Raw genomic sequence first — 21,730 nt, 5'->3', positions numbered from 1 at the left:
GGATCATCGCATGAAAATAATTAAGCCTCTGCGTTTAAGTGTATTAAACCGGCCTTATTGTTTGCAGGGGGAAAATCAGCTGGGAATTTCGGTATTAGCACTGGCGGATATGGGGGCCACACCGCAATTACGGCCCGAAGCGGAAATGTGGCAACTGGCTGCCAGTGAGTTATCCACCAGCGGTGGCGTGCTGGATTTAGCGATGCCAAAAGTCTGCGCCGAATACCTGGCGACCGGCTATGCCTTTAGTCAACATCAGGCAGATAAAACGCGCTGCACGGTAAAAATTGAAGTCGGGATGTTGAGTAAGACGCTGCTGGTCACCGGCGATCGTCACTGGTTAGCCGATAAACCGTCCTCGCCCCGCTGTTTTCGTCAGATGCGCCTCGACTGGAGCCGGGCTTTTGGTGGTAAAGGCTTCGCGGACAACCCGCAGGGTATTGGCTTTCATCCCGATAACATTGAGGGGCATGATTTTTTTCGCCTGCCGAATATTGAGTCGCTTAGCGGGCGCATGGCATCAGTGGGCGACAGGCCAGAACCCGCCGGATTTGGTCCGTTAGATATCACATGGCCACGACGTTTTTCGCGCGTGGGTCAACAGTACGATACCCATTGGTTACAGCAACATTTTCCGGGTTTCGCGCCGGATATGGACTGGCGACTGTTCAATGCCGCCAGCGAAGATCAGTGGTGGCCGCAGGATGACAGGCTGCCCGCCGGGGCGCAGTGGCGCATCTGGAATATGCATCCAAACCGGCCGTTACAGCAGGGGCGATTACCGCCGTGGCAGGCGCGCTGTTTTATCACCCGTCAGAATCAGCAGCAGTTTGACGAGGTGCCGCTGCGCGCCACGACGCTGTGGTTCTTTCCACATCTTGAACAGATGCTGCTGATTTGGCAGGGCAGTATCCGCATTGCTGAGGATGATGGTGCCGATATATTGCAGATCTTACCGGCGCTGGAAAAAATCGGTAGTGAACGTTCACTTAGTCACTATCGCCTGGTGCTTGAGCAGCGGCTGGATAAAGAAAAGGGCGCGCTGTATGCCTTTCGTGAAAAAGATCTGCTGCCGGAAGATGCCATTGGGCCATGGCTGGATACCGAGCGGACGGTGCAGGATAGCCCGATTGCGGCAAATTTGCGCAGCCGTGAAATCCACCTGCGACAGCAGCATCGCGCCCGGCTGGACGAACAGGAGCAGGAGAGCAGTCAACAGCCTTCCGGGTTGAGCGAGCTGAGCTTACCCGATCTGGATGCGCTTCCGGCATTTATTGAGCAGCTGGAGCAGCAGGCTGACCAGCTGCACGAGCAAGCAGAACGACACTTTGCGCACCACAATCAAGCTAATGCGCCGTCCGCTGCCTTGCCCGGCGGGCCGGAAGCGCTGCATCAGATGCATCAGCTATTGCACAGTCAGGAGATGAGCGAGAAGCAGCGCGCAGAAACCATTTCCTCACTGCATCAAATCTATTTGATGTCGGTGCAGGCACAGCCAGCGGCAGCACGTATCGAGGGCGAAACGGTGCAGGTATTGCGTAATCGCGCAATGACGACGATGGCGCTCAATGGCGACTTCAGCGGACTGGATTTTACCGGTGCCGATCTGTCTTATATGGATCTGCGGGGAGCTAATTTCTCACGTGCGCTGCTGGAGAGTGCGGATTTCAGCCACAGTCAGCTGGACGGGGCTAACTTCAGCGAGGCAATACTCGCCCGCGCTGAGTTCAACCAGGCATCGCTGCGTCATGCGGTATTTGACAATGCCTCGCTGGCCTTTGCCCGTTGTCAGCACAGCGATTTCTCCGGGGCGCATTTCCTCAGTACTGTCTGGCATGAGACGGTACTGGATCACTGCCGCTTTGACGATGCATCACTGAGCGAGATGGTGGTGCATAACGCGATGATATCTCAGACGCGCTTTCATCAGGCTACGCTCGATAACCTGTTGTTTTTAGGATTGTCGTTAGCGGAGCCCGATTTCAGCGCGGCAAGTTTAACTAAAGTCAGCTTTGTACAGTGCCAGCTTGATAAGGCGGACTTCGCTGAGGCACGACTGACGGGGTGTTCACTGGTAGAGAGCCGTGCGGAGTACAGCAACTTCCATCGTGCTTGTTTGCGAAACTGCGCAATCACCGCTGAAAGCCAGTTGTCAGGAGCCGATTTTACGCTCGCGACGCTGACCGAATGTAATCTGCGTCAGTTGCAGCTTGATAACGCTTGTTTTCACCAGGCGAAGCTGGTGAACAGCGATCTCAGTGAAGCCAATTGTCAGCAGGCAGATCTGAGCCGCAGCAATCTGGCAGGCAGTCTGTTTATTCGCACCAATTTTCGTGATGCCTCGCTGGTGGACAGCAACCTGATCGGTGCGGTGTTGCAAAAAAGCCTGCTGAGCGGGGCCGATCTGCGTGGGGCAAATTTGTTTCGCACCGATCTCTCGCAATCGTTGATCACGGAAACGACGCAGCTGAACGATACCTTTATCAGCCGCACCAGGACGCTACCAAAGCGGGAGCGGCAATGAACCGTCTCAGCGCTGAAGCGTTGCAACTGAAGATCAAAAACGGCGAACAGATTGAGCAGGTGTCGTTACGCGGGGCAAATTTACGCGGGCTGGATTTAGCCGGAGGACTATTGCAGGAGGTGGATGTCAGCGGCGCTGATTTTTCCGGTGCCAGTCTGCATGAGACGGTGTTCACCGCCTGCCAGCTCAACGATGCGGTATTCAGCGAAGCGCGCCTCGAACAGGCGGTATTTAATCAGTGTGAAATGAACGCGGTGAATATGGCACGAACAGCGATAACCGACACCATTTTTAACCACTGCCAAATTAACGATGCGCAGTTTAATGACAGTCAGCAGGATAAAAATCAGTTTATCTCCTGTTCACTGCGGCGCGCGGGGTTTACCGGCGCGCCGCTAAGCCATTGCACGTTTTATCACTGTTTGCTGGAGGGCGCACTGATGGACAAGATGCGCTGTCTGCTGACTACTTTTTTTAACATAGATTTACGTCACACCCGATTTGCACGTACCCGTTTCGAACGAGCGGTATTTTTTGCCTGTAACCATCATAAGCAGTGCTATGCGCAGCAGGTGTTTATCGGCTGTCAGTTTTCTGACAATAACCTGGATGCAGTTGATTTTTCCCGCGCGCAGCTGACGCAGTGTAATTTCAGCGGTGCGTCGCTGAAGGGAGCCAATTTGCAACGCGTGAATGCCGCACAAGCGCTGTTTACCACGGCGGATCTCAGCGGAGCGCGTTGCCAGCACAGCGTTTTTGATCAGGCTATTTTTGTTGGTGCCATGCTGGAGGGCTGCGATTTCACCGCTAGCCGTTTTTATCAGGCGATTTTGCAGCAGGTCAATGCCGCGGCGGCAAACTTTGCCGAAAGCGATCTGACATGGGCCGATCTCAGCGGGGCAGATATCAGTCACGCCAATTTTAACCACGCGGTTTTTTTCAGAACGCGTTTCCATTTAGCCCGGCACGCTGGGGCGCATTTTTCCGATCGTAATCATATTATCGAACACGATAGCGAATTATTAGCCGCAGAAGCCTGGAGTCTACTTCGCCAAAGTCGTCGTTAACCGAGGTTTTGTACTATGAATACCGCTAACCAGACCTATCCCGCCGTGCTGTTGTCGCCGCAGCAGTCGGCCGGGCGCGTGACCCATCTGTTTCCCGATGGCACTCTGACCGTTGAATGTGCTGAACGTGGCTGGCACTGCCGGCGTGCCGCCAGCTGCCTGCTGGTTCCGGCCGTCGGAGATGCGGTGCTGCTGGTGACGATTGAACAAGGTATATGGGTGCTGGCGATTCTTGATCGTAGCTCACCGCGACAGGTCGCCGAGCTGAGTACTGAAAGCCATTTGCGCATCGTCAGTCAGGGCGAGTTAAGCCTCAACAGTAAAAGTTTGCGGATGACGGCGGAAGAGGCGGATTGCCATATTCATGCGCTGAAATACAGCGGTGAGTCGCTTTCCGCCTGGGTGAACCTGACCAGCCTGGTGGGCAAGCGCTGTGAGTCGGTGTGGCAAACCATTACCCAGATTAGTAATAACGTGTTTCGCAAAACCAGTCAGACCGAGCATCTGCGCGCCGGACAGCTGGATATTAAAGCGGAAAATTATCTGCGGATGCATGCGCAAAATACGGTGATTACCGCTAAGGCTATCGCCAAAGTTGATGCCGGTCAGATCCATATGGGTTAAGCAGCAGGAGAGTCTATGTTTGCCAATTGCCAGTTAATGGGGAGCGATCTGGCGCTGCCGGATGTTTGTCTGACGCCAATGCCGTTGCCGGTTCCGCTGCCATATCCAAATATCGCACTGGGGCCAACCGCTATTCCCGTGGCAATGAATATTCTGTTTCTTGGGATGCCGGCGCATAATCTGGCAACGATTATTCCGCTGACCAATGGCGATAATGCCGGAATTAATCTCGGGGTCGCTTCGGGAACGGTAATGGGCCCGGCCCGTCATCTGACGGCTTCGTTTACCGTGTTGCTGAAAGGCTCACCGGCAACGCGGTTGACCAGCCTGAGCCTGCAAAATAGCAACAATACGGTCGGGATGCGTGCCGTTCCCAGCCAGTTTAAGGTCGTGATGATGGCACCTTAAACCGTCGGGTGGTAAAGCTTGCGATAACTGTCAATGTTCGCATACAAAACAAGCCTTGACGCTGCCGCAAGCTGTCAGGACAATCCAACATCCTGAATACCGGATGGAAGCTTATGGAAGCCTGGCTGGAACAATTAATTACCCAATCGCTGGCGTGGTCGCTGTTCGCCGTGATGCTGGTGGCATTTCTCGAGTCACTGGCATTAGTGGGCTTGTTATTACCCGGAACCGTGCTGATGGCGACGTTAGGTGCGCTGATTGGCAGCGGCCAGATGGGGCTGTATCCGGCATGGGGGGCGGGAATTATCGGCTGCCTGCTGGGCGACTGGATCTCATATTATATTGGCTGGCAGTTTAAGGGGCCGCTGCATCGCTGGTCTTTTCTGCAAAAGCACAAGTCGATGCTGGATAAAACCGAGCATGCACTGCATCAGCACAGTATGTTCACCATTCTGGTTGGGCGTTTTATCGGGCCAACCCGACCGTTGATTCCGATGGTCGCCGGGATGCTGGAGTTACCGATCAGGAAGTTTGTTCCGCCGAATGTGATTGGCTGCCTGCTGTGGCCGCCGCTCTATTTTATGCCGGGCATTCTCGCCGGGGTAGCAATAGACGTGCCGCACGATGCGCAAAGCGGCATGTTTAAGTGGTTGCTGCTGGCGGTGGCGTTACTGGTGTGGCTCGGTTTCTGGCTGTGCTGGCGCTGGAAGCGGGCGAATAAGCAAAACGACTGGGCAACGCCGTATTTACCGATCGCGCGCTTGCGCTGGCTGGCACCAACGGTTGCCGTTGCTGGCATCGCCAGTTTTGTTGCTATTCAGTTCCATCCAATGATGCCGCTGTTCCGTCATTTGCTGTGGCAGGTATTTTTCGGCCAGTAAGGCCGTGCTGTGGGCCAGCTTTGCTGGCCCCGGCTATTTCCGCGTGACCCCTAAAATCTCCGCAGCGGCGGTTTCGCCCTCTGCCAGAGCGGTAGTTGGCCCATCCCAGTAAACCCGACCGTCAACGATCAGTACGCTACGTGCGGCAATTTGTAGCGCATCTTCAAGGCTGTGCGACACCATCAGTAAAGTGATGTTTCGCTCACTGCATACCTCATCCACCAGCTTGAGCATCTCTTTACGCAGCGCGGGATCGAGTGCAGAAAAGGGCTCATCCAGCAGCAGCAGCGGCTGTTGGCGCACCAGACAGCGCGCCAGTGCCGCACGCTGCCGCTGTCCGCCGGACAGCTGCGCAGGGAGCCGCTCAAGATAGTCGCTAAGGCTGACGCGCGCGGCGATATCGCTGATGATTTGCCGCTGGTGCGCATTCAGCTTTAAGCCCGGATTTAACCCCAGCCCGATATTTTGCGCCACGCTCAGATGCGGAAACAGATTATTTTCCTGAAATAACATCGACACCGGGCGTTGCGCCGGTGCGCTGACAGTATGATCTGCACCGTTCAGTATCAGTTCGCCGCTGTTGGCCGACAGAAAACCGGCAATCAGACTCAGCAGGGTACTTTTACCGGCCCCGCTTGGGCCCAGAATCGCCAGCCGCTCACCGGCCTGCATCGTCAGAGAGAAACGCATCGGCAGATGATGATAGAGATAGGTTAAATTATTCAGCGTTAGCATGGCGACCCGGCAGCTTTTCAATAAGTGTAAACAGCAGGAAACAGAGCAGCAGCAGCAGCAGTGCGGTAACCGCGCCCTGCTCACTGCGATACGAGCCAATCTGCTGATACAGCCAGAACGGCAGGGTGCGGAAATCGTCGTTGCCAAACAGCGCCACCACGCCAAAGTCACCAATGGATAATACACAGGCGAAGGCCAGTGCCTGTGCCAGCGGGCGCTTCAGGGCTTTCAGCTCGATCAGCCGCAGCCGGTTCCAGCCGCGAATATCCAGAGACAGGCAGAGCCGGTTATAGCGTTCTGCGATATCCCGCAGCGGGTTTTCCAGCACTTTCATCGCGTAGGGGATTGCCATCAGGGCATTGGTGAAAATCACCAGTCCGTCGGCGGACTGCGGCAGACCGACCGTGCTGCTCAGCAGCAGGAAAAAGCCGGTAGCCAGCACAATGCCGGGCATCGCCAGAATCAGCATGCCGCTCAGCTCCAGCGCCTGACCCGCCAGTGCGCGATGACGCAGGCGCAGTTCGCGGCTGGTCCACAGCAGCATGGTGGTCAGCATCACGCAAAGCAGCCCGGCAGCAATTGCAATGCGTAGCGACGTGAAGGTCGCCTGCCACAATGCCGGTTGCCGCAGCACCGAGCCGAAGCCCTGATTGATGCCATCGACAATCACCGCCAGCAGCGGTGGCAGCAATAACAGCAACGCCAGCGTGATTAACAGGCCATCGACAAGTTTTGCCCGCCAGCTGTCCTGCGGATTACGCCAGCCGCTTACCGCCGCCGTGCCTGCCGGAATCGCTTTACTCAGGCGCTGACTGAGCATTACCAGCCCGAGGCAACAGACCATTTGCAGCAGCGCCAGTAGCGCCGCGCGTCCGGGATCGTAGTCGTAGCTGAGTGCCTGAAAAATCGCCAGCTCAATGGTGGTGGCTTGCGGGCCGCCGCCCAGCGATAACACGGTAGCAAAACTGGCGAAGCACAGCATAAAGATCAGCGCAGCGGCCGGCATAATTTGCCGCCGCAGCCACGGCCATTCCACCAGCCGGAAATGGTGCCAGCCGCGCATACCGAGCTGGGCAGCCAGTTGCCGCTGCTCACCGGGAATCTGCTCGAGCGTTTGTAACAACAGGCGCGTTGCCAGCGGCAGGTTGAAGAACACATGCGCCAGCAGAATGCCCTGCAGGCCGTAGGGTGAAAATGGGTAGTCAATGCCTAGCAGCTGGCACAGCTGCGCCAGCCAGCCCTGACGACCATAAACGCTGAGAATACCAAACACCGCCACCAGCACCGGCAGCACCAGCGTCATCGCGCAGAGTCGCAGTAGCGCGGCGCGTCCGGGGAAGCGGCGGCGATACAGCGCTCTTGCCAACGGAATAGCCGGAATGACCGACAGCAGTGCCGATAATGACGCCTGCCAGAAGGAGAAGCCCAGCACGTGCCACAGATAGCTGTCCTGCGCAATGGCGCGCCAGTCGGTTTCCGGCGCGTTAAACCACAGTGCGCCAAACGCCAGTATCGCGACGGCGACCAGCAGTGTCGCCGCCAGGCCGCCAGGGATCATCCAGCCAGCGATTAACGGCTGACGGCGCGTTGCCATGCACTGATCCATTGCGCGCGTTGATCGGCGACTTGCTGTGAGCTGAATTCCAGCGAGGTTTTCGGTACTGTCAGCGTCTCAAAGCCCGCGGGGAGCTTAATGTCGGTAACCGGATACATCCAGTTGCCGGTTGGAATAGCCTGCTGGAACGGCTGGCTGACGATAAATTTCATAAAGCGCTGTGCCAGTTCCGGTTGCTTGCTGCTGGCCAGCTGTCCGGCCACTTCCACCTGCATATAGTGACCTTCGGCGAAATCCGCGGCGGCATAGCGATCTTTCTTCTCTTCGATCAGATGATAAGCCGGCGAAGTGGTGTAGCTCAGCACCAGGTCACCTTCGCCTTTCAGGAACAGGCCGTAGGCTTCGCTCCAGCCTTTAGTGACGGTAACGGTTTTCTTCGCCAGTTTCTGCCAGGCCTGCGGCGCGTCATCACCGAAGACTTTTTGCATCCACAACAGCAGGCCAAGCCCTGGTGTGCTGGTGCGCGGATCCTGATAAATCACTTTCCAGTTTTGATCGCTGTCGACCAGTTCTTTCAGGCTTTTCGGCGGGTTAGTCAGTTTGGTTTTATCGTAGACAAAAGCAAAGTAGCCGTAGTCGTACGGCACAAAGGTGCTGTTGTGCCAGCCGCCAGGAATAGTCAGTTTGCGGGTATCGACATTACTGTCGGTAAACAGGCCGGTCTGCTCTGCCGCCTGCAACAGATTGTTATCAAGACCGAGGATCACGTCAGCCTTGCTGTTTTTCCCTTCCATCCGCAGACGATTCAGCAGGGAAACGCCATCTTCCAGCGCGACGAATTTCAGCTGGCAGTCGCAGTCGGCTTCAAAGGCTTTTTTGATCGCCGGGCCAGGTCCCCAGTCAGCGGAGAAAGAGTCATAGGTATAGACGGTCAGCGTCGGTTTGGCAGCAAATGCCGGTGCCGCTAACAGCAGTAACAAAGGCAGGGTCCTGTTTAACACTATGCGCTCTCCTTGAGAGGGGATTATATGAGGCGCATGATCTGAGCGACGGGCACTCTCAAATCCCTACGCCGGTATGAGCCGGATCAGGTTCGACGGGTTTTTCTCAGCGGAAAAACGGTGGATGGCAAACAGTCGGCATCACAAGGTTTTTCCGCACCCCGTTGAGAACGGCCCATTCTATTGATTTACTGCCCTCAGTGAAAGACTCATGATTCCGGCGGGGCAAACCAGGCTGATTTAAAATCAAACCAGCCGAGGGTGTTCATGCGGACCCCGCGCATACTGCGCTGCCCCTCCAACAGTAGCCAGTGGTGGAACAAAGGATGCAGACTGTAACTGTCGACCAGCAGTTTACTCCAGTCGGCCAGCGACAATGTCTGTTGCCGCCAGCGCTCGGCATCCGCTTCCCAGTCGATCTGCACACAGTGATGGATCAGCGGGATCTCATACAGTAAGGCGAACAGCGAAAACTCCAGTGGCAGGGTAAAATTGGCGCTGCCCAGCCAGATATCACTTTCGGCTTCGCCGCGATACCAGCTGTCGTAATCGATCTGTTGAGTAATCAGTTTTACGCCATGCGCCGCAAGGATCGGTTCCAGCGCATTGGCAATGCCCTGGTGTTCGATATGATCGCTGTACCAGGTGAGGGTTAAGCTGGTCAGCCCCTGCGGTTTTTCCGCTGGCGTCATATCGCGCCGGTGGTGCCAGCGCGGCAGCAGACCATAAGCCGGGAACCAGTAGCGCTGATAGCCGATGCCGGAGTTGTTCAGCAGCGCTATTGGGTTAAAGATATAGCTGACCCAGCGGCGTACCTGCTCATTGCGGCCCTGCGGCGAGCGCTGATCGAACAGCAGAAAGTAGCAGCCCTCTTCCAGCCGGCTCTCTTCTGATTTTTCGTCCTGCTTTTTGCCCTGCAGTTTCACGCCGGAGTAAACCAGTTCATCTGTGATTTCCGGTAATACCCAAATCGCCACTTCATCTATTAACGCGCGATAGCCAAAATAGTCGTCAAATGCCTGAATCTTTAGCTGTGACTGCTGATTGCGCACCACGGAGTAGGGGCCAGTACCGATCGGCTGGCGCGAAAAGTCGGGCAGGGTTGGCCATTCACGCGGCAGAATCATGGTACTGACATTTCCGAGTAGCCACGGCAGCCAGTTATCCGGCTGACTCAGATGAATATCCAGCGCCCACGGAGTGGAAGATTCAATGCGGATCAGATGGCTGAACAGCGGTTGGCTGGTCAGGCGCGTCAGCGAGGCAATAACATCGGCCATCTCCAGCTCGCGGCCATGATGGAAGTGGATCGCCGGACGCAGGTAGAAGCGCCAGTGGGTAGCGGAAATCTGCTGCCAGTGATGGGCAATATCCGCCTCCAGTTCCCCGTTTTCCTCATTTATCCGCGTCAGGCTGCTGAAAATCTGCCTCGCGAGGTGCGTTTCTGAACGGCGTAAGGGGGAACCGGGCAATAAATTAAGCAGCGAGCGGTAATAAAGCACCCGCAGGATATGTTTGCCCTGACGGAAGCTGCGCCCGAGATGGGAAGTAATCATCTGGCGCACCTGGTTTTTATCGCCGACCAGCTGCACTAGCTGATCGATGCGATCCTGCTCCAGCAGATCTTCGGCGCGCTGCTGTTGCAGCGCGAGGCCGGTATAGAGGAAAGTCAGCATCGATCGTTTGCCGCGTCCGGCTTCCGCCTGCCACTCCAGCCAGCCGTGCCCTTGCATCGCGTTCAATAAATTGCGCATATGACGGCGCGAACAGCTGAGCTGATTAGCCAGCTCATTAAGCGTGGTCTCTTGCGACTGGCCATTACAGCTCTGCCACAGGCGAATAAATTGTTGCTGCAAGCGGGGAGAGGACATAAAAGGGGAACTCCGCAGTGAAAGCCATCAGTTTTTTAGTTCCGGTATTATGGCAATAATAGCCACAGATGGAAGCGCGGGAGGCATCGCTTTTGATGGCGCACTTTCATCTCATTCTGAGTATGGTGCTTTCACCTGCCAGTGGATTAATGTCTGCTGGCTTTTTTCTTTTCCCTGTGGTTTCTTCTACGCTTCTTATTTGTCATTTTTTCGCCTCTTCCATCCAGGAAGGATCAAAGTATGAAATCGCTGCTGACCCGTCGTCGTCGCATCAATCCGGTTTATGTCGCTTTTATGGCAGTCTCTTTTATGGTTGGCATCGCCGGTGCCTTGCAGGCTCCGACCCTGAGCCTGTTTCTCAGCCGCGAAGTGGAAGTCCGGCCGTTCTGGGTTGGGCTGTTTTATACCGTCAATGCCATTGCCGGAATTGCGGTAAGCCTGCTACTGGCGAAGCGATCTGACAGCCGTGGCGATCGGCGGATGCTGATTCTGTTTTGCTGCCTGATGGCGCTGCTGAATGCGTTGCTGTTTGCTTTTAATCGTCACTATCTGACGCTGATTACCGCCGGCGTTTTCCTTTCGGCGCTGGCCAGCGTGGCGATGCCGCAGATTTTTGCTCTGGCGCGCGAATATGCCGACAGTTCGGCGCGAGAAGTGGTGATGTTCAGTTCAGTGATGCGCGCCCAGCTGTCGCTGGCATGGGTGATTGGGCCGCCGCTCTCTTTCGCACTGGCGCTGAATTATGGTTTTACCACCATGTTTATCGTGGCCGCCGCGCTGTTTGTTATCTGCCTGGCGCTGATCTGGTTTGCTTTGCCGTCGGTTCCGCGCGTTGAGCAGTCGCCGGAAGTGCTGCTGACGCAAATCAGTGCGTGGAAAGATAAAAATGTGCGCATGTTGTTTATCGCTTCGATGATGATGTGGACCTGTAACACCATGTATATCATCGATATGCCACTGTATATCAGCAGCGTGCTTGGGCTACCCGATCGACTGGCAGGCTTACTGATGGGGACGGCCGCCGGGCTGGAGATTCCGGCGATGCTGCTGGCGGGGCACTACGTAAAACGCTTCGGTAAGCGCAATATGATGCTGTTTGCCATTGCTTCAGGCGTGCTGTTTTACCTTGGGCTGGTGCTGTTTCAGTCGCGCACCATGCTGATGGTTATTCAGATCTTTAACGCGGTGTTTATCGGAATTATTGCCGGTATTGGCATGCTCTATTTTCAGGATTTGATGCCGGGCCGTCCCGGCGCGGCAACCACGCTGTTTACCAACAGTATTTCAACCGGCGTGATTCTGGCGGGGATTCTGCAGGGCGCGCTGGCGGAAACCTGGGGGCATTATTCGGTGTACTGGATGACGCTGGCATTATCGCTGGTGGCGCTGGGGCTGTCGATGCGGGTAAAAGATGTCTGAAGGCCTGAGACTGGTCGGGGGCCGTTTTCGGCCCCCGTGCTGAAGCTGTACCGCAGACTGATTAATTCAAAAATGCGGGCTGTCGGGTTTCGTAATCACCAATCTCTGCATCGTGCTGCAAGGTCAGGCCAATACTGTCGAGGCCGTTAATCATGCAGTGACGGCGGAAGCTGTCGATCTCAAAACTGTAGTGCCGATCGCCGGCGATCACTTCCTGCTTTTCCAGATCGACGGTGAAGGCGATGCCCGGATCGGCAGCAACCTTTTTAAACAGCTCATCCACTTGCTCTTCGCTCAGCTTAACCGGCAACAGCTGGTTATTAAATGAGTTGCCGTAAAAGATATCGGCAAAGCTGGGGGCGATCACCGCGTGGAAACCGAAATCAGTCAGTGCCCATGGCGCATGTTCACGTGAAGAGCCACAGCCGAAGTTTTCACGCGCCAGCAGAATGCTGGCACCCTTGAATTCTGGCTTGTTCAGCACAAACTCAGGGTTCGGCTGCTCACCGGCATCATCCAGGTAACGCCAGTCGTTAAACAGGTGCACGCCAAAACCGGTACGCGTGACTTTCTGCAGAAACTGCTTAGGAATGATGGCATCAGTATCGACGTTCGCCGCGTCCAGCGGCGCGACAATCCCGCTGTGCTGAGTAAATTTAGTAGCCATAATCTTGTCCTTAATGCAGTTCGCGGATATCAGTAAAGTGACCGGTGACGGCGGCTGCCGCAGCCATTGCCGGGCTCAGCAGGTGAGTACGTCCACCGCGTCCCTGACGACCTTCAAAGTTACGGTTACTGGTGGAAGCACAGCGTTCGCCCGGATTCAGACGGTCGTTATTCATCGCCAGACACATTGAGCAACCCGGCAGACGCCATTCAAAACCGGCTTCGATAAAGATCTTATCCAGACCTTCCGCTTCCGCCTGCGCTTTAACCGGACCGGAACCCGGCACCACAATCGCCTGCACGCCAGCAGCCACTTTACGCCCTTTGGCAATTTCAGCGGCGGCACGCAGATCTTCAATACGTGAGTTAGTGCAGGAACCAATAAACACTTTATCGATGCGTACGTCAGTCATTTTGATGCCTGGCTGCAAGTCCATATAAGCCAGCGCTTTTTCTGCTGAGGCGCGCTCAACCGGATCGCTGAATGAGGCAGGATTCGGGATCAGCTCATTCACCGCCATGACCTGGCCTGGGTTGGTACCCCAGGTGACTTGCGGTGCGATATCGGCGGCATTCAGCGTAATCACGCTGTCGAACTGCGCATCGCTGTCGGATTTCAGGCTGCGCCAGTAGTCAACGGCGGCGTCCCAGTTGGCGTCTTTCGGCGCGAACTGGCGTCCTTTCAGGTAGTTGAAAGTAATATCGTCCGGTGCGACCAGACCGGCTTTTGCGCCCATCTCAATCGCCATATTACACAGCGTCATACGGCCTTCCATGCTCAGCGCTTCAATCGCCGGGCCACAGAATTCCACCACATGGCCGGTACCGCCTGCGCTACCGGTTTTACCGATAATTGCCAGCACGATATCTTTCGCGGTAATGCCGGTTGCGGCTTCACCAACCACTTCAATCTTCATGGTTTTAGCACGACCCTGCTTCAGCGTTTGGGTAGCCAGTACATGCTCAACTTCCGAGGTGCCGATACCAAATGCCAGCGCGCCGAACGCGCCGTGGGTGGCGGTGTGGGAGTCACCACACACAATCGTCATGCCAGGCAAAGTCATGCCTTGCTCAGGACCAATCACGTGTACGATGCCCTGGAACGGGTGATTCAGGTCGTATAACTGCACGCCAAATTCGGCGCAGTTCTTAATCAGTTCCTGCATCTGGATACGCGCCATCTCGCCAGACGCGTTAATGTCTTTGGTCTGGGTCGAAACGTTATGGTCCATGGTGGCGAAGGTCTTGGACGGCTGACGGACTTTGCGTCCGTGCGCGCGCAGACCATCGAACGCCTGTGGTGAAGTGACTTCGTGCACTAAATGGCGATCGATATACAGCAGTGGCGTTTCGTTTGGTGCTTCGTGGACGACATGTGCATCAAATAACTTCTGGTATAATGTTTTGCTCATTTTATTATTTTTCCTCGGTGATGAACCGGGCGATTATGGAACCCATTTCATCAGTGCTGATTGCCTGTCCGTCACCCGCTAAGTCGCTGGTGCGGAAACCTTCTTCCAGCGCACGGTTAATTGCGCGCTCAATGGCGTCTGCCGCTTCATCTGCATTAAGGCTGTAGCGCAGCAGCAGTGACAGCGAGAGAATTTGCGCAATCGGGTTGGCAATATTTTTACCGGCAATATCCGGCGCCGAGCCGCCAGCAGGTTCATACAAGCCAAAGCCCTGTTCGTTCAGGCTGGCGGAAGGCAGCATGCCCATCGAACCGGTGATCATCGCGCATTCATCCGACAGAATGTCACCAAACAGGTTAGAACAAAGCAGCACGTCAAACTGTGACGGATCTTTAATCAGCTGCATGGTGGCGTTATCGATGTACATATGGCTCAGCTGCACATCCGGATACTCTTTACCAATTTCACTAACGATTTCGCGCCACATTACCGAGGTCTGCAAGACGTTAGCTTTATCGATGGAAGTCACTTTACTGCGACGTTTACGCGCTGACTCGAAAGCGATGCGGGCAATACGTTCGATTTCGAAACGGTGGTAAACCTCGGTGTCGAAGGCGCGTTCGTGCATACCGCTGCCTTCACGGCCTTTTGGCTGACCAAAATAGATGCCGCCGGTCAGTTCACGTACGCACAGAATATCAAAGCCGTTATCGGCGATATCACGACGCAGCGGGCAGAATGCTTCCAGACCTTTATACAGGCTGGCCGGGCGCAGGTTGCTGAACAGTTTGAAATGCTTACGCAGCGGCAGTAATGCGCCACGCTCAGGCTGTTCGGCCGGCGGTAAATGTTCCCATTTTGGGCCGCCAACAGAGCCAAACAGAATCGCGTCAGCCTGCTCACAGCCAGCAATGGTGGCCGCTGGCAGCGGAGCGCCGTGACGATCGATGGCGATACCGCCGACGTCATATTCGCTGGTAGTGATGCGCATCGCAAAGCGCTGACGAATGGCGTCCATAACCTTTGACGCCTGCGCCATGACTTCCGGTCCAATGCCGTCACCCGGCAATACAGCGATATGATAAGACTTAGACATGTTTACACCGTTTCCTTTTGCTCTTTGTTCTTCGATTTACGTTGTAATTCTTGCTCGACCTGACGTGCGCGCCAGATATTGTTCAGGGCGTTGATCATCGCCTGGGCCGATGACTCAACGATATCGGTCGCCAGACCAATGCCGTGGAATTTACGGCCATTATAGTTAACCACGATATCCACCTGGCCCAGCGCATCTTTACCGTGACCTTTGGCGGTCAGCTGATATTTCACCAGTTCGATATCAAATTCAGTGATGCGGTTGATCGCCTGATAGACGGCATCCACCGGGCCATTACCGGTCGCGGCTTCAGATTTCTCTTCGTCACCGCAGCCCAGACGTACTGAAGCCGTTGCGGTGATACTGGAGCCGGACTGCACGTTAAACTCTTGCAGCTGGAAATGTTCCGGCTCTTCATTTTGTTTGTTGATAAACGCCAGCGCTTCCAGGTCGTAATCGAATACCTGGCCTTTTTTATCCGCCAGCTTCAGAAATGCGTCGTACAGTGCATCCAGGCTGTAGTCGGCTTCTTTATAGCCCATCTCTTCCATACGGTGTTTAACCGCTGCGCGACCGGAGCGAGAGGTCAGATTCAGCTGAACTTTGTGCAGACCGATCGATTCTGGCGTCAGGATTTCGTAGTTTTCACGGTTTTTCAGCACGCCATCCTGGTGAATACCGGAGGAGTGGGCGAAGGCGTTGGAGCCGACCACCGCTTTGTTCGCCGGAATCGGCATATTACAGATCTGGCTGACAATCTGGCTGGTGCGGTAGATTTCCTGATGCTGAATGTTGGTATGCACATTCATAATCTGGCTGCGGGTTTTAATCGCCATAATCACTTCTTCCAGCGCACAGTTACCGGCGCGCTCGCCCAGACCGTTCAGCGTACCTTCAACCTGACGTGCGCCGGCCTGAATTGCCGCGATAGAGTTACCGACTGCCATACCCAAATCGTCGTGGGTATGCACTGACAGGATGGCTTTGTCGATATTGGGCACGCGGGCAATCAGTGAAGAGATGATATTGCTGTATTCATCTGGCAGGGTATAACCGACGGTATCCGGAATGTTAATTGTGGTGGCACCGGCATTAATTGCTGCTTCAACCACCCGACACAGATCGTCAATCGGCGTGCGGCCACCATCTTCGCAGGAAAATTCCACGTCATCAGTGTAGTTACGCGCCCGCTTTATCATGCGTACTGCACGATCAATCACTTCCGGCAAAGTGCTGCGCAGCTTAGTGGCGATATGCATTGGCGAAGTTGCCAGGAAGGTGTGGATACGATAAGCATCAGCAATGCGCAGTGACTCATACGCGGCGTCGATATCTTTCTCTACGCAGCGTGCCAGCGCACAAACCCGGCTGTTTTTAATCTGGCGCGCAATGGTCTGCACGGATTCGAAATCGCCTGGTGAGGAGACCGGGAAACCGACTTCCATCACATCAACGCCCATGCGCTCCAGCGCCAGCGCGATTTGCAGTTTTTCTTTCACACTCAGACTGGCCTGTAATGCCTGTTCACCATCACGCAGAGTGGTATCGAAAATAATAATTTGTGAGCTCATCGTAATCGTCCTTCCTGAAAGCTGCCGTTTTTGCTACGAGCATAAAAAAACCCGCGCATCGGCGCGGGTTTTTTAAGTTTTGCAAGTCTGAATCAGTGATTGATTCCGCCCACAAGCCTACCGCGCATATTGGATGCGTTTAGTAGTAGACCGAGTAGGCGGTTAGTACGAATCATTGAATCAAACTCCGTAATTTTTGTGTTGCTAATATTGATACGTGGTTCAGCCGTTAATGTCAACCTTCTGACTGCGATCAATTCCAGCTCGGCGTCAGACGGGCTGAGTAAAATATTCTGCAGTTATTTATGTTGGCAGAGGAATGGCAAAGCATAAGAAAAAATCAGGATGATATACTGTATAAAATCAAGTGATTGCGAATAAGGTATTGTGTATAACTTATTGATAGTTATTGTTTTTGTGTTGGCTGTTGCTGGATTCATTTAACAGCCTAAAGTGATTATCGCTGGAGAATTATAGCGTCGCTTAATCAAAGGTCAGCAGATATAACTATAAATACGCGCACCTTTGAAAGGCTTGTCTCTGATTAAGCATGAGTTAATTTTAAGAAGAATTAGATCGCACTGTTCAGGCTATTTCCCGCAGCATAAACCGCTTTTGTTTAGCGACTCTTTTAGTGGAATTGTCGAGGCTATTCACTTTCCTCCAGCTGCTTAATTTCGTCATTATTCCAGGCGTGAACGTTTGGTGTTTGCCTGCTAACTTTTTCGCGGTTATGGTAACCACACAACTCTAACGAGAAATCAGCAAGGGCCTCGCGACCCTGTACCTGGGTTGTGGAAATGATTTCCACCGCCTGAGAATAAAACACAAGGTTCTGACTTCCTCTGGCATCGTCTGCGCGACGCTCCACTTTGTCGCGCAGCGCAAATGACAAGAACTGAGTCAGTGGAATCAGCACCTTAAGCCTGGAGGCAAGAAATGGAGATGTTGTCAGGAGCCGAGATGGTGGTCCGGTCGTTAATCGATCAGGGCGTAAAGCATGTGTTCGGTTATCCGGGCGGAGCGGTACTCGATATTTATGACGCTCTGCAAACGGTCGGTGGTGTTGACCATGTGCTGGTGCGCCATGAGCAGGGCGCGGTGCATATGGCCGATGGCTACGCGCGTGCCACCGGTGAAGTCGGTGTGGTGCTGGTGACGTCCGGTCCTGGTGCCACCAATGCGATTACCGGTATTGCTACCGCTTATATGGATTCGATTCCGATGGTGGTGCTGTCAGGTCAGGTAGCCTCGTCGCTGATTGGTTACGATGCCTTCCAGGAGTGCGATATGGTCGGTATTTCACGTCCAATCGTCAAACACAGCTTCCTGGTGAAACACACCGAAGATATTCCTGGCGCGATTAAAAAAGCCTTCTGGCTGGCGTCCAGCGGTCGCCCTGGCCCGGTGGTTATCGATCTGCCAAAAGATATTCTTAATCCGGCCAATAAACTGCCTTACGCCTGGCCCGAATCGGTCAGCATGCGCTCTTATCACCCGACCACTCAGGGTCATAAAGGGCAGATTAAACGCGCATTAAATAGCTTACTAGCGGCGAAAAAGCCGGTTATTTATGCCGGTGGCGGCGTAATAAACTCAGCCTGTCACGATGAGCTGCGCGAGATTGCGGAGAAACTCAATCTGCCGGTGACCACTTCCCTGATGGGGCTGGGGGCTTTTCCGGCCACGCACCGTCAGTCTGTTGGCATGCTCGGTATGCACGGCACCTATGAAGCCAATATGACGATGCATAACGCTGACGTTATCTTCGCCGTTGGCGTGCGTTTCGACGATCGCACCACCAATAATCTGGCGAAATATTGCCCGAATGCCACGGTGTTACATATCGATATCGACCCGACGTCGATTTCGAAAACCGTTGCCGCCGATGTGCCGATTGTCGGTGATGCGAAGCAGGTGCTGGAGCAGATGCTGGAACTGCTGGCGCAATCCGATGCGACGCAGAACTTTGATAACCTGCGCGACTGGTGGCAGAGCATCGATCAGTGGCGTTCTCGTCAGTGCCTGGAGTTCGATCGCACCAGCGATAAAATCAAGCCACAAGCGGTGATCGAGACCATTTGTCGTCTGACGCACGGTGATGCTTATGTAACATCCGACGTTGGTCAGCATCAGATGTTTGCCGCGCTTTACTACCAGTTTGATAAGCCGCGTCGCTGGATCAACTCCGGTGGGCTGGGCACCATGGGCTTTGGCCTGCCCGCTGCACTGGGCGTTAAGTTGGCGCTGCCGAATGAAACCGTGGTCTGCGTGACTGGCGATGGCAGTATTCAGATGAATATTCAGGAGCTGTCGACCGCGCTGCAATATGGCCTGCCGGTGCTGGTTCTGAATCTGAACAACCGCTACCTTGGTATGGTGAAGCAGTGGCAGGATATGATCTATTCCGGACGCCATTCGCAATCCTATATGGAATCACTGCCTGATTTTGTGCGCCTGGCGGAAGCCTATGGTCACGTTGGCGTGGCGATTAACCATCCGCAAGAGCTGGAAGAGAAACTGACACACGCGCTGGAAGAATTGGCAAAAGGGCGTCTGGTATTTGTTGATGTTAATGTCGACGGTACTGAGCACGTTTACCCGATGCATATTCGCGGCGGTGGTATGGACGAGATGTGGCTGAGCAAAACGGAGAGGACATAATTATGCGTCGCATTTTATCAGTATTGCTGGAGAACGAGTCCGGCGCATTGTCCCGCGTGGTTGGCCTGTTTTCCCAGCGCGGTTACAACATTGAAAGCCTGACGGTGGCACCGACCGATGATCCGACGCTCTCACGCATGACGATTCAGACCGTCGGTGATGAGAAAGTGCTGGAGCAGATTGAGAAGCAACTGCACAAGCTGGTGGATGTACTGCGGGTCAGCGAGCTGTGCAAAGGATCGCATGTTGAGCGTGAAATCATGCTGGTGAAGATTCAGGCCAGCGGTTACGGTCGTGAGGAAGTGAAGCGCAGCACGGAAATTTTCCGTGGGCAAATCATCGATGTGACGCCTGCGCTTTACACGGTTCAGCTGGCAGGTACCAGTGACAAGCTCGATGCCTTCCTGAATACCGTACGTGAAGTCGCGGAAATTGTTGAAATCGCGCGCTCGGGTATCGTTGGTGTGTCGCGCGGTGGTGACCGCATTCTGCGCTGATATCCTGCTGTACCGTGCCGTATTTATCATCAACCCGACTTCGGTCGGGTTTTTTTATGGCTTATATCAATCTGGCTTAAGCGTCCGGCGGCTAAAAACTTTTGTTAATCAGAGCCGCTAAGTCGATGAAAAGCGGTTGCTCACCGCTGTTTTCTGCTGTTAGATGTAACAAATCTCTTATCCATGGCTACGATATGGCTATTAACAGCGCGGTCGTAGCGACAGAAGTGTGGGGTTATTGTGAAACTGGATGAAATTGCGCGCCTTGCCGGTGTGTCGCGCACGACGGCCAGCTATGTCATTAATGGCAAAGCTAAGCAGTATCGTGTCAGCGACAAGACCGTCGAAAAAGTGATGGCAGTGGTGCGTGAGCATAATTACCATCCCAATGCGGTCGCTGCGGGACTGCGTGCAGGACGCACGCGCTCAATAGGACTGGTTATTCCCGATCTGGAGAATACCAGCTACACGCGTATTGCGAACTATCTTGAGCGCCAGGCGCGTCAGCGTGGTTATCAGCTGCTGATTGCCTGTTCTGAAGATTTGCCGGAAAACGAGATGCGCTGTATTGAGCATCTGCTCCAGCGTCAGGTCGATGCGATTATCGTTTCCACTGCTCTGCCGCCAGAACATCCGTTTTATCAGCGCTGGATTAACGATCCGCTGCCAATCATTGCGCTGGATCGCGCGCTGGACCGTGAACACTTTACCAGTGTGGTCGGTGCCGACCAGGATGATGCCGAGATGCTGGCCGCCGAATTACGCAAGCTGCCGGTCAACAATGTGCTGTTTCTTGGCGCGCTGCCGGAGCTTTCGGTCAGCTTCTTACGCGAGATGGGTTTCCGCCAGGCGTGGGAAGGCGATCCGCGTAATATCGACTTTATTTATGCCAATAGCTACGAACGTACCGCCGCGGCGGCACTGTTTGAAAACTACCTGAATGAACATCCGATGCCTGATGCGCTGTTCACCACCTCATTTGGTCTGTTGCAGGGCGTGATGGATGTGACGCTGAAACGTGAAGGACGCTTGCCAATTGATCTGGCGATTGCCACCTTTGGCGATCATGAACTGCTCGATTTTCTTGAGTGTCCGGTGCTGGCGGTAGGGCAACGCCACCGTGATGTGGCGGAACGCGTGCTGGAGCTGGTACTGGCCAGTCTCGACGAACCAAGAAAACCGAAACCAGGTTTAACCCGTATCCGGCGTAATTTGTTCCGCCGCGGGAAGTTAAATCGTAAGGTAATCTGAATTGAAGGCAGCGCAGGCTGCCTTTTTTACATCTATTAATATTTTTACTGAAATTTAAATTTACACAGGCAATCTGCCTGAGAATTCAAAATGCTGGTGAAAGTTTAAGGTAAATTATAGTAAGTATTGAAAATAACCTTCATAACGACTGAATTCGTCACCCTGAATAAGCTGGGGTTTCTCGCTGCCTTCAGGCACCATGCGGCTACAGCCCACTGTGCAAGCTCTCAGAAATACCCTAAAATGCAGACCGGCTCGCAAAGTTTGCAGGTTAATTTAATCCCACCTGGGCTGCTATATTTTTGAGCATAATTTAATTTAACGTGATTTTTTTGTCATTATTCATCGGCTTATTTTTTTGTTTTGGTTCAGGCAGGCTTTATTTTTAACTTTCCTTCCTTTTCTTCCTCTCAGAAATAATGCCTTCAGGCTGGTACTGCGGCTTGACAATGTTTTCCTTCGCTCCGTAAACTCTTTTAGTGGGAATT

At 54.1% G+C, this 21,730-nt stretch carries 19 protein-coding genes and 1 riboswitch; of the genes, 9 read left to right on the top strand and 10 right to left on the bottom strand.

Annotated features, from left to right (window positions below; all coding sequences use genetic code 11):
• Positions 1 to 10 precede the first annotated feature (10 nt).
• The 5 genes from ACP3TC_RS17805 (at position 11) to ACP3TC_RS17785 (ending at position 5,504) form a co-directional block, all read left to right on the top strand.
• On the top strand, positions 11 to 2,524 hold the full coding sequence (locus ACP3TC_RS17805; protein ID WP_426816940.1) for a DUF2169 family type VI secretion system accessory protein: 2,514 nt from the start codon (positions 11 to 13) through the stop codon (positions 2,522 to 2,524).
• On the top strand, positions 2,521 to 3,591 hold the full coding sequence (locus ACP3TC_RS17800) for a pentapeptide repeat-containing protein (protein ID WP_426816939.1): 1,071 nt from the start codon (positions 2,521 to 2,523) through the stop codon (positions 3,589 to 3,591). Before ACP3TC_RS17805 ends, ACP3TC_RS17800 begins: the two co-directional genes overlap by 4 nt.
• A 15-nt stretch (positions 3,592 to 3,606) precedes the next feature.
• A complete protein-coding gene (locus ACP3TC_RS17795) occupies positions 3,607 to 4,215 on the top strand; it encodes a DUF3540 domain-containing protein (RefSeq protein WP_313855726.1) in 609 nt (202 codons plus the stop codon).
• Between the two features lie 15 nt (positions 4,216 to 4,230).
• On the top strand, positions 4,231 to 4,623 hold the full coding sequence (locus ACP3TC_RS17790; protein ID WP_313855727.1) for a DUF4150 domain-containing protein: 393 nt from the start codon (positions 4,231 to 4,233) through the stop codon (positions 4,621 to 4,623).
• A gap of 113 nt (positions 4,624 to 4,736) precedes the next feature.
• Positions 4,737 to 5,504: a DedA family protein gene (locus ACP3TC_RS17785; RefSeq protein WP_313855728.1), complete on the top strand. Its 768-nt coding sequence runs from the start codon at positions 4,737 to 4,739 to the stop codon at positions 5,502 to 5,504.
• A gap of 33 nt (positions 5,505 to 5,537) precedes the next feature.
• Here the strand turns inward: ACP3TC_RS17785 and thiQ are convergent, their stop codons facing one another.
• The 4 genes from thiQ to sgrR all read right to left on the bottom strand — a co-directional run bounded on the left by thiQ (position 5,538) and on the right by sgrR (position 10,666).
• Positions 5,538 to 6,239, bottom strand: coding sequence for a thiamine ABC transporter ATP-binding protein ThiQ (gene thiQ / locus ACP3TC_RS17780; protein ID WP_313855729.1), 702 nt, complete (start codon positions 6,237 to 6,239; stop codon positions 5,538 to 5,540).
• Complete coding sequence (thiP, locus tag ACP3TC_RS17775) at positions 6,223 to 7,833, bottom strand: thiamine/thiamine pyrophosphate ABC transporter permease ThiP (protein ID WP_426816938.1); 1,611 nt, start codon at positions 7,831 to 7,833, stop codon at positions 6,223 to 6,225. Before thiP ends, thiQ begins: the two co-directional genes overlap by 17 nt.
• Positions 7,809 to 8,795: a thiamine ABC transporter substrate binding subunit gene (gene thiB, locus ACP3TC_RS17770; protein WP_426816937.1), complete on the bottom strand. Its 987-nt coding sequence runs from the start codon at positions 8,793 to 8,795 to the stop codon at positions 7,809 to 7,811. The genes thiP and thiB overlap by 25 nt, the downstream gene beginning before the upstream one ends.
• Positions 8,796 to 8,840: 45 nt before the next feature.
• Positions 8,841 to 8,969: riboswitch (TPP riboswitch) on the bottom strand.
• A 35-nt stretch (positions 8,970 to 9,004) separates the two neighbouring features.
• A complete protein-coding gene (gene sgrR / locus ACP3TC_RS17765) occupies positions 9,005 to 10,666 on the bottom strand; it encodes an HTH-type transcriptional regulator SgrR (RefSeq protein ID WP_313855734.1) in 1,662 nt (553 codons plus the stop codon).
• 240 nt (positions 10,667 to 10,906) lie between these two features.
• On the opposite strand from sgrR, the gene ACP3TC_RS17760 reads away from it, so the two are divergent.
• On the top strand, positions 10,907 to 12,085 hold the full coding sequence (locus ACP3TC_RS17760; protein WP_426816936.1) for a sugar efflux transporter: 1,179 nt from the start codon (positions 10,907 to 10,909) through the stop codon (positions 12,083 to 12,085).
• 61 nt (positions 12,086 to 12,146) lie between these two features.
• Here ACP3TC_RS17760 and leuD read toward each other — a convergent pair whose 3' ends face one another.
• The 6 genes from leuD to ACP3TC_RS17730 all read right to left on the bottom strand — a co-directional run bounded on the left by leuD (position 12,147) and on the right by ACP3TC_RS17730 (position 17,749).
• Positions 12,147 to 12,752, bottom strand: a complete 606-nt coding sequence (leuD, locus tag ACP3TC_RS17755) for a 3-isopropylmalate dehydratase small subunit (RefSeq protein ID WP_313855737.1) — start codon at positions 12,750 to 12,752, stop codon at positions 12,147 to 12,149.
• Between the two features lie 10 nt (positions 12,753 to 12,762).
• Positions 12,763 to 14,163, bottom strand: coding sequence for a 3-isopropylmalate dehydratase large subunit (gene leuC, locus ACP3TC_RS17750; protein WP_313855738.1), 1,401 nt, complete (start codon positions 14,161 to 14,163; stop codon positions 12,763 to 12,765).
• A gap of 4 nt (positions 14,164 to 14,167) precedes the next feature.
• Positions 14,168 to 15,259 (bottom strand): 3-isopropylmalate dehydrogenase, encoded by a 1,092-nt coding sequence (gene leuB, locus ACP3TC_RS17745; protein WP_426816935.1) that lies wholly within the window; start codon positions 15,257 to 15,259, stop codon positions 14,168 to 14,170.
• A gap of 2 nt (positions 15,260 to 15,261) precedes the next feature.
• The gene (gene leuA / locus ACP3TC_RS17740) at positions 15,262 to 16,830 is read right to left on the bottom strand and encodes a 2-isopropylmalate synthase (protein WP_313855742.1); all 1,569 of its coding nucleotides are present in this window, start codon (positions 16,828 to 16,830) and stop codon (positions 15,262 to 15,264) included.
• Between the two features lie 92 nt (positions 16,831 to 16,922).
• On the bottom strand, positions 16,923 to 17,006 hold the full coding sequence (gene leuL, locus ACP3TC_RS17735; protein ID WP_390902527.1) for a leu operon leader peptide: 84 nt from the start codon (positions 17,004 to 17,006) through the stop codon (positions 16,923 to 16,925).
• Positions 17,007 to 17,479: 473 nt separating this feature from the next.
• A complete protein-coding gene (locus tag ACP3TC_RS17730; protein ID WP_313855743.1) occupies positions 17,480 to 17,749 on the bottom strand; it encodes a hypothetical protein in 270 nt (89 codons plus the stop codon).
• A gap of 20 nt (positions 17,750 to 17,769) precedes the next feature.
• Between ACP3TC_RS17730 and ilvI the strand changes: the two genes are divergently transcribed.
• The 3 genes from ilvI to cra all read left to right on the top strand — a co-directional run bounded on the left by ilvI (position 17,770) and on the right by cra (position 21,242).
• The gene (ilvI, locus tag ACP3TC_RS17725) at positions 17,770 to 19,494 is read left to right on the top strand and encodes an acetolactate synthase 3 large subunit (protein ID WP_313855745.1); all 1,725 of its coding nucleotides are present in this window, start codon (positions 17,770 to 17,772) and stop codon (positions 19,492 to 19,494) included.
• 2 nt (positions 19,495 to 19,496) lie between these two features.
• The gene (gene ilvN / locus ACP3TC_RS17720; protein ID WP_313855747.1) at positions 19,497 to 19,991 is read left to right on the top strand and encodes an acetolactate synthase small subunit; all 495 of its coding nucleotides are present in this window, start codon (positions 19,497 to 19,499) and stop codon (positions 19,989 to 19,991) included.
• Positions 19,992 to 20,231: 240 nt separating this feature from the next.
• The gene (cra, locus tag ACP3TC_RS17715; protein WP_313855749.1) at positions 20,232 to 21,242 is read left to right on the top strand and encodes a catabolite repressor/activator; all 1,011 of its coding nucleotides are present in this window, start codon (positions 20,232 to 20,234) and stop codon (positions 21,240 to 21,242) included.
• The last annotated feature ends 488 nt before the right edge of the window (positions 21,243 to 21,730 follow it).

The sequence above is a fragment of the Winslowiella sp. 2C04 genome (assembly GCF_050037805.1).
Lineage (GTDB): Bacteria > Pseudomonadota > Gammaproteobacteria > Enterobacterales > Enterobacteriaceae > Erwinia > Erwinia toletana_A.
This window is presented reverse-complemented; position numbering and strand designations above follow the sequence as displayed.

Coding starts and splice junctions, on each gene's coding strand:
- thiQ (WP_313855729.1), bottom strand. CDS start 6,239: ATGCTAACGCTGAATAATTTAACCTATCTCTATCATCATCTGCCGATG.
- ACP3TC_RS17790 (WP_313855727.1), top strand. CDS start 4,231: ATGTTTGCCAATTGCCAGTTAATGGGGAGCGATCTGGCGCTGCCGGAT.
- ACP3TC_RS17795 (WP_313855726.1), top strand. CDS start 3,607: ATGAATACCGCTAACCAGACCTATCCCGCCGTGCTGTTGTCGCCGCAG.
- leuC (WP_313855738.1), bottom strand. CDS start 14,163: ATGAGCAAAACATTATACCAGAAGTTATTTGATGCACATGTCGTCCAC.
- leuA (WP_313855742.1), bottom strand. CDS start 16,830: ATGAGCTCACAAATTATTATTTTCGATACCACTCTGCGTGATGGTGAA.
- ACP3TC_RS17805 (WP_426816940.1), top strand. CDS start 11: ATGAAAATAATTAAGCCTCTGCGTTTAAGTGTATTAAACCGGCCTTAT.
- sgrR (WP_313855734.1), bottom strand. CDS start 10,666: ATGTCCTCTCCCCGCTTGCAGCAACAATTTATTCGCCTGTGGCAGAGC.
- ilvN (WP_313855747.1), top strand. CDS start 19,497: ATGCGTCGCATTTTATCAGTATTGCTGGAGAACGAGTCCGGCGCATTG.
- ACP3TC_RS17800 (WP_426816939.1), top strand. CDS start 2,521: ATGAACCGTCTCAGCGCTGAAGCGTTGCAACTGAAGATCAAAAACGGC.
- leuL (WP_390902527.1), bottom strand. CDS start 17,006: ATGATTCGTACTAACCGCCTACTCGGTCTACTACTAAACGCATCCAAT.
- ACP3TC_RS17760 (WP_426816936.1), top strand. CDS start 10,907: ATGAAATCGCTGCTGACCCGTCGTCGTCGCATCAATCCGGTTTATGTC.
- ACP3TC_RS17785 (WP_313855728.1), top strand. CDS start 4,737: ATGGAAGCCTGGCTGGAACAATTAATTACCCAATCGCTGGCGTGGTCG.
- leuB (WP_426816935.1), bottom strand. CDS start 15,259: ATGTCTAAGTCTTATCATATCGCTGTATTGCCGGGTGACGGCATTGGA.
- leuD (WP_313855737.1), bottom strand. CDS start 12,752: ATGGCTACTAAATTTACTCAGCACAGCGGGATTGTCGCGCCGCTGGAC.
- ilvI (WP_313855745.1), top strand. CDS start 17,770: ATGGAGATGTTGTCAGGAGCCGAGATGGTGGTCCGGTCGTTAATCGAT.
- thiP (WP_426816938.1), bottom strand. CDS start 7,833: ATGGCAACGCGCCGTCAGCCGTTAATCGCTGGCTGGATGATCCCTGGC.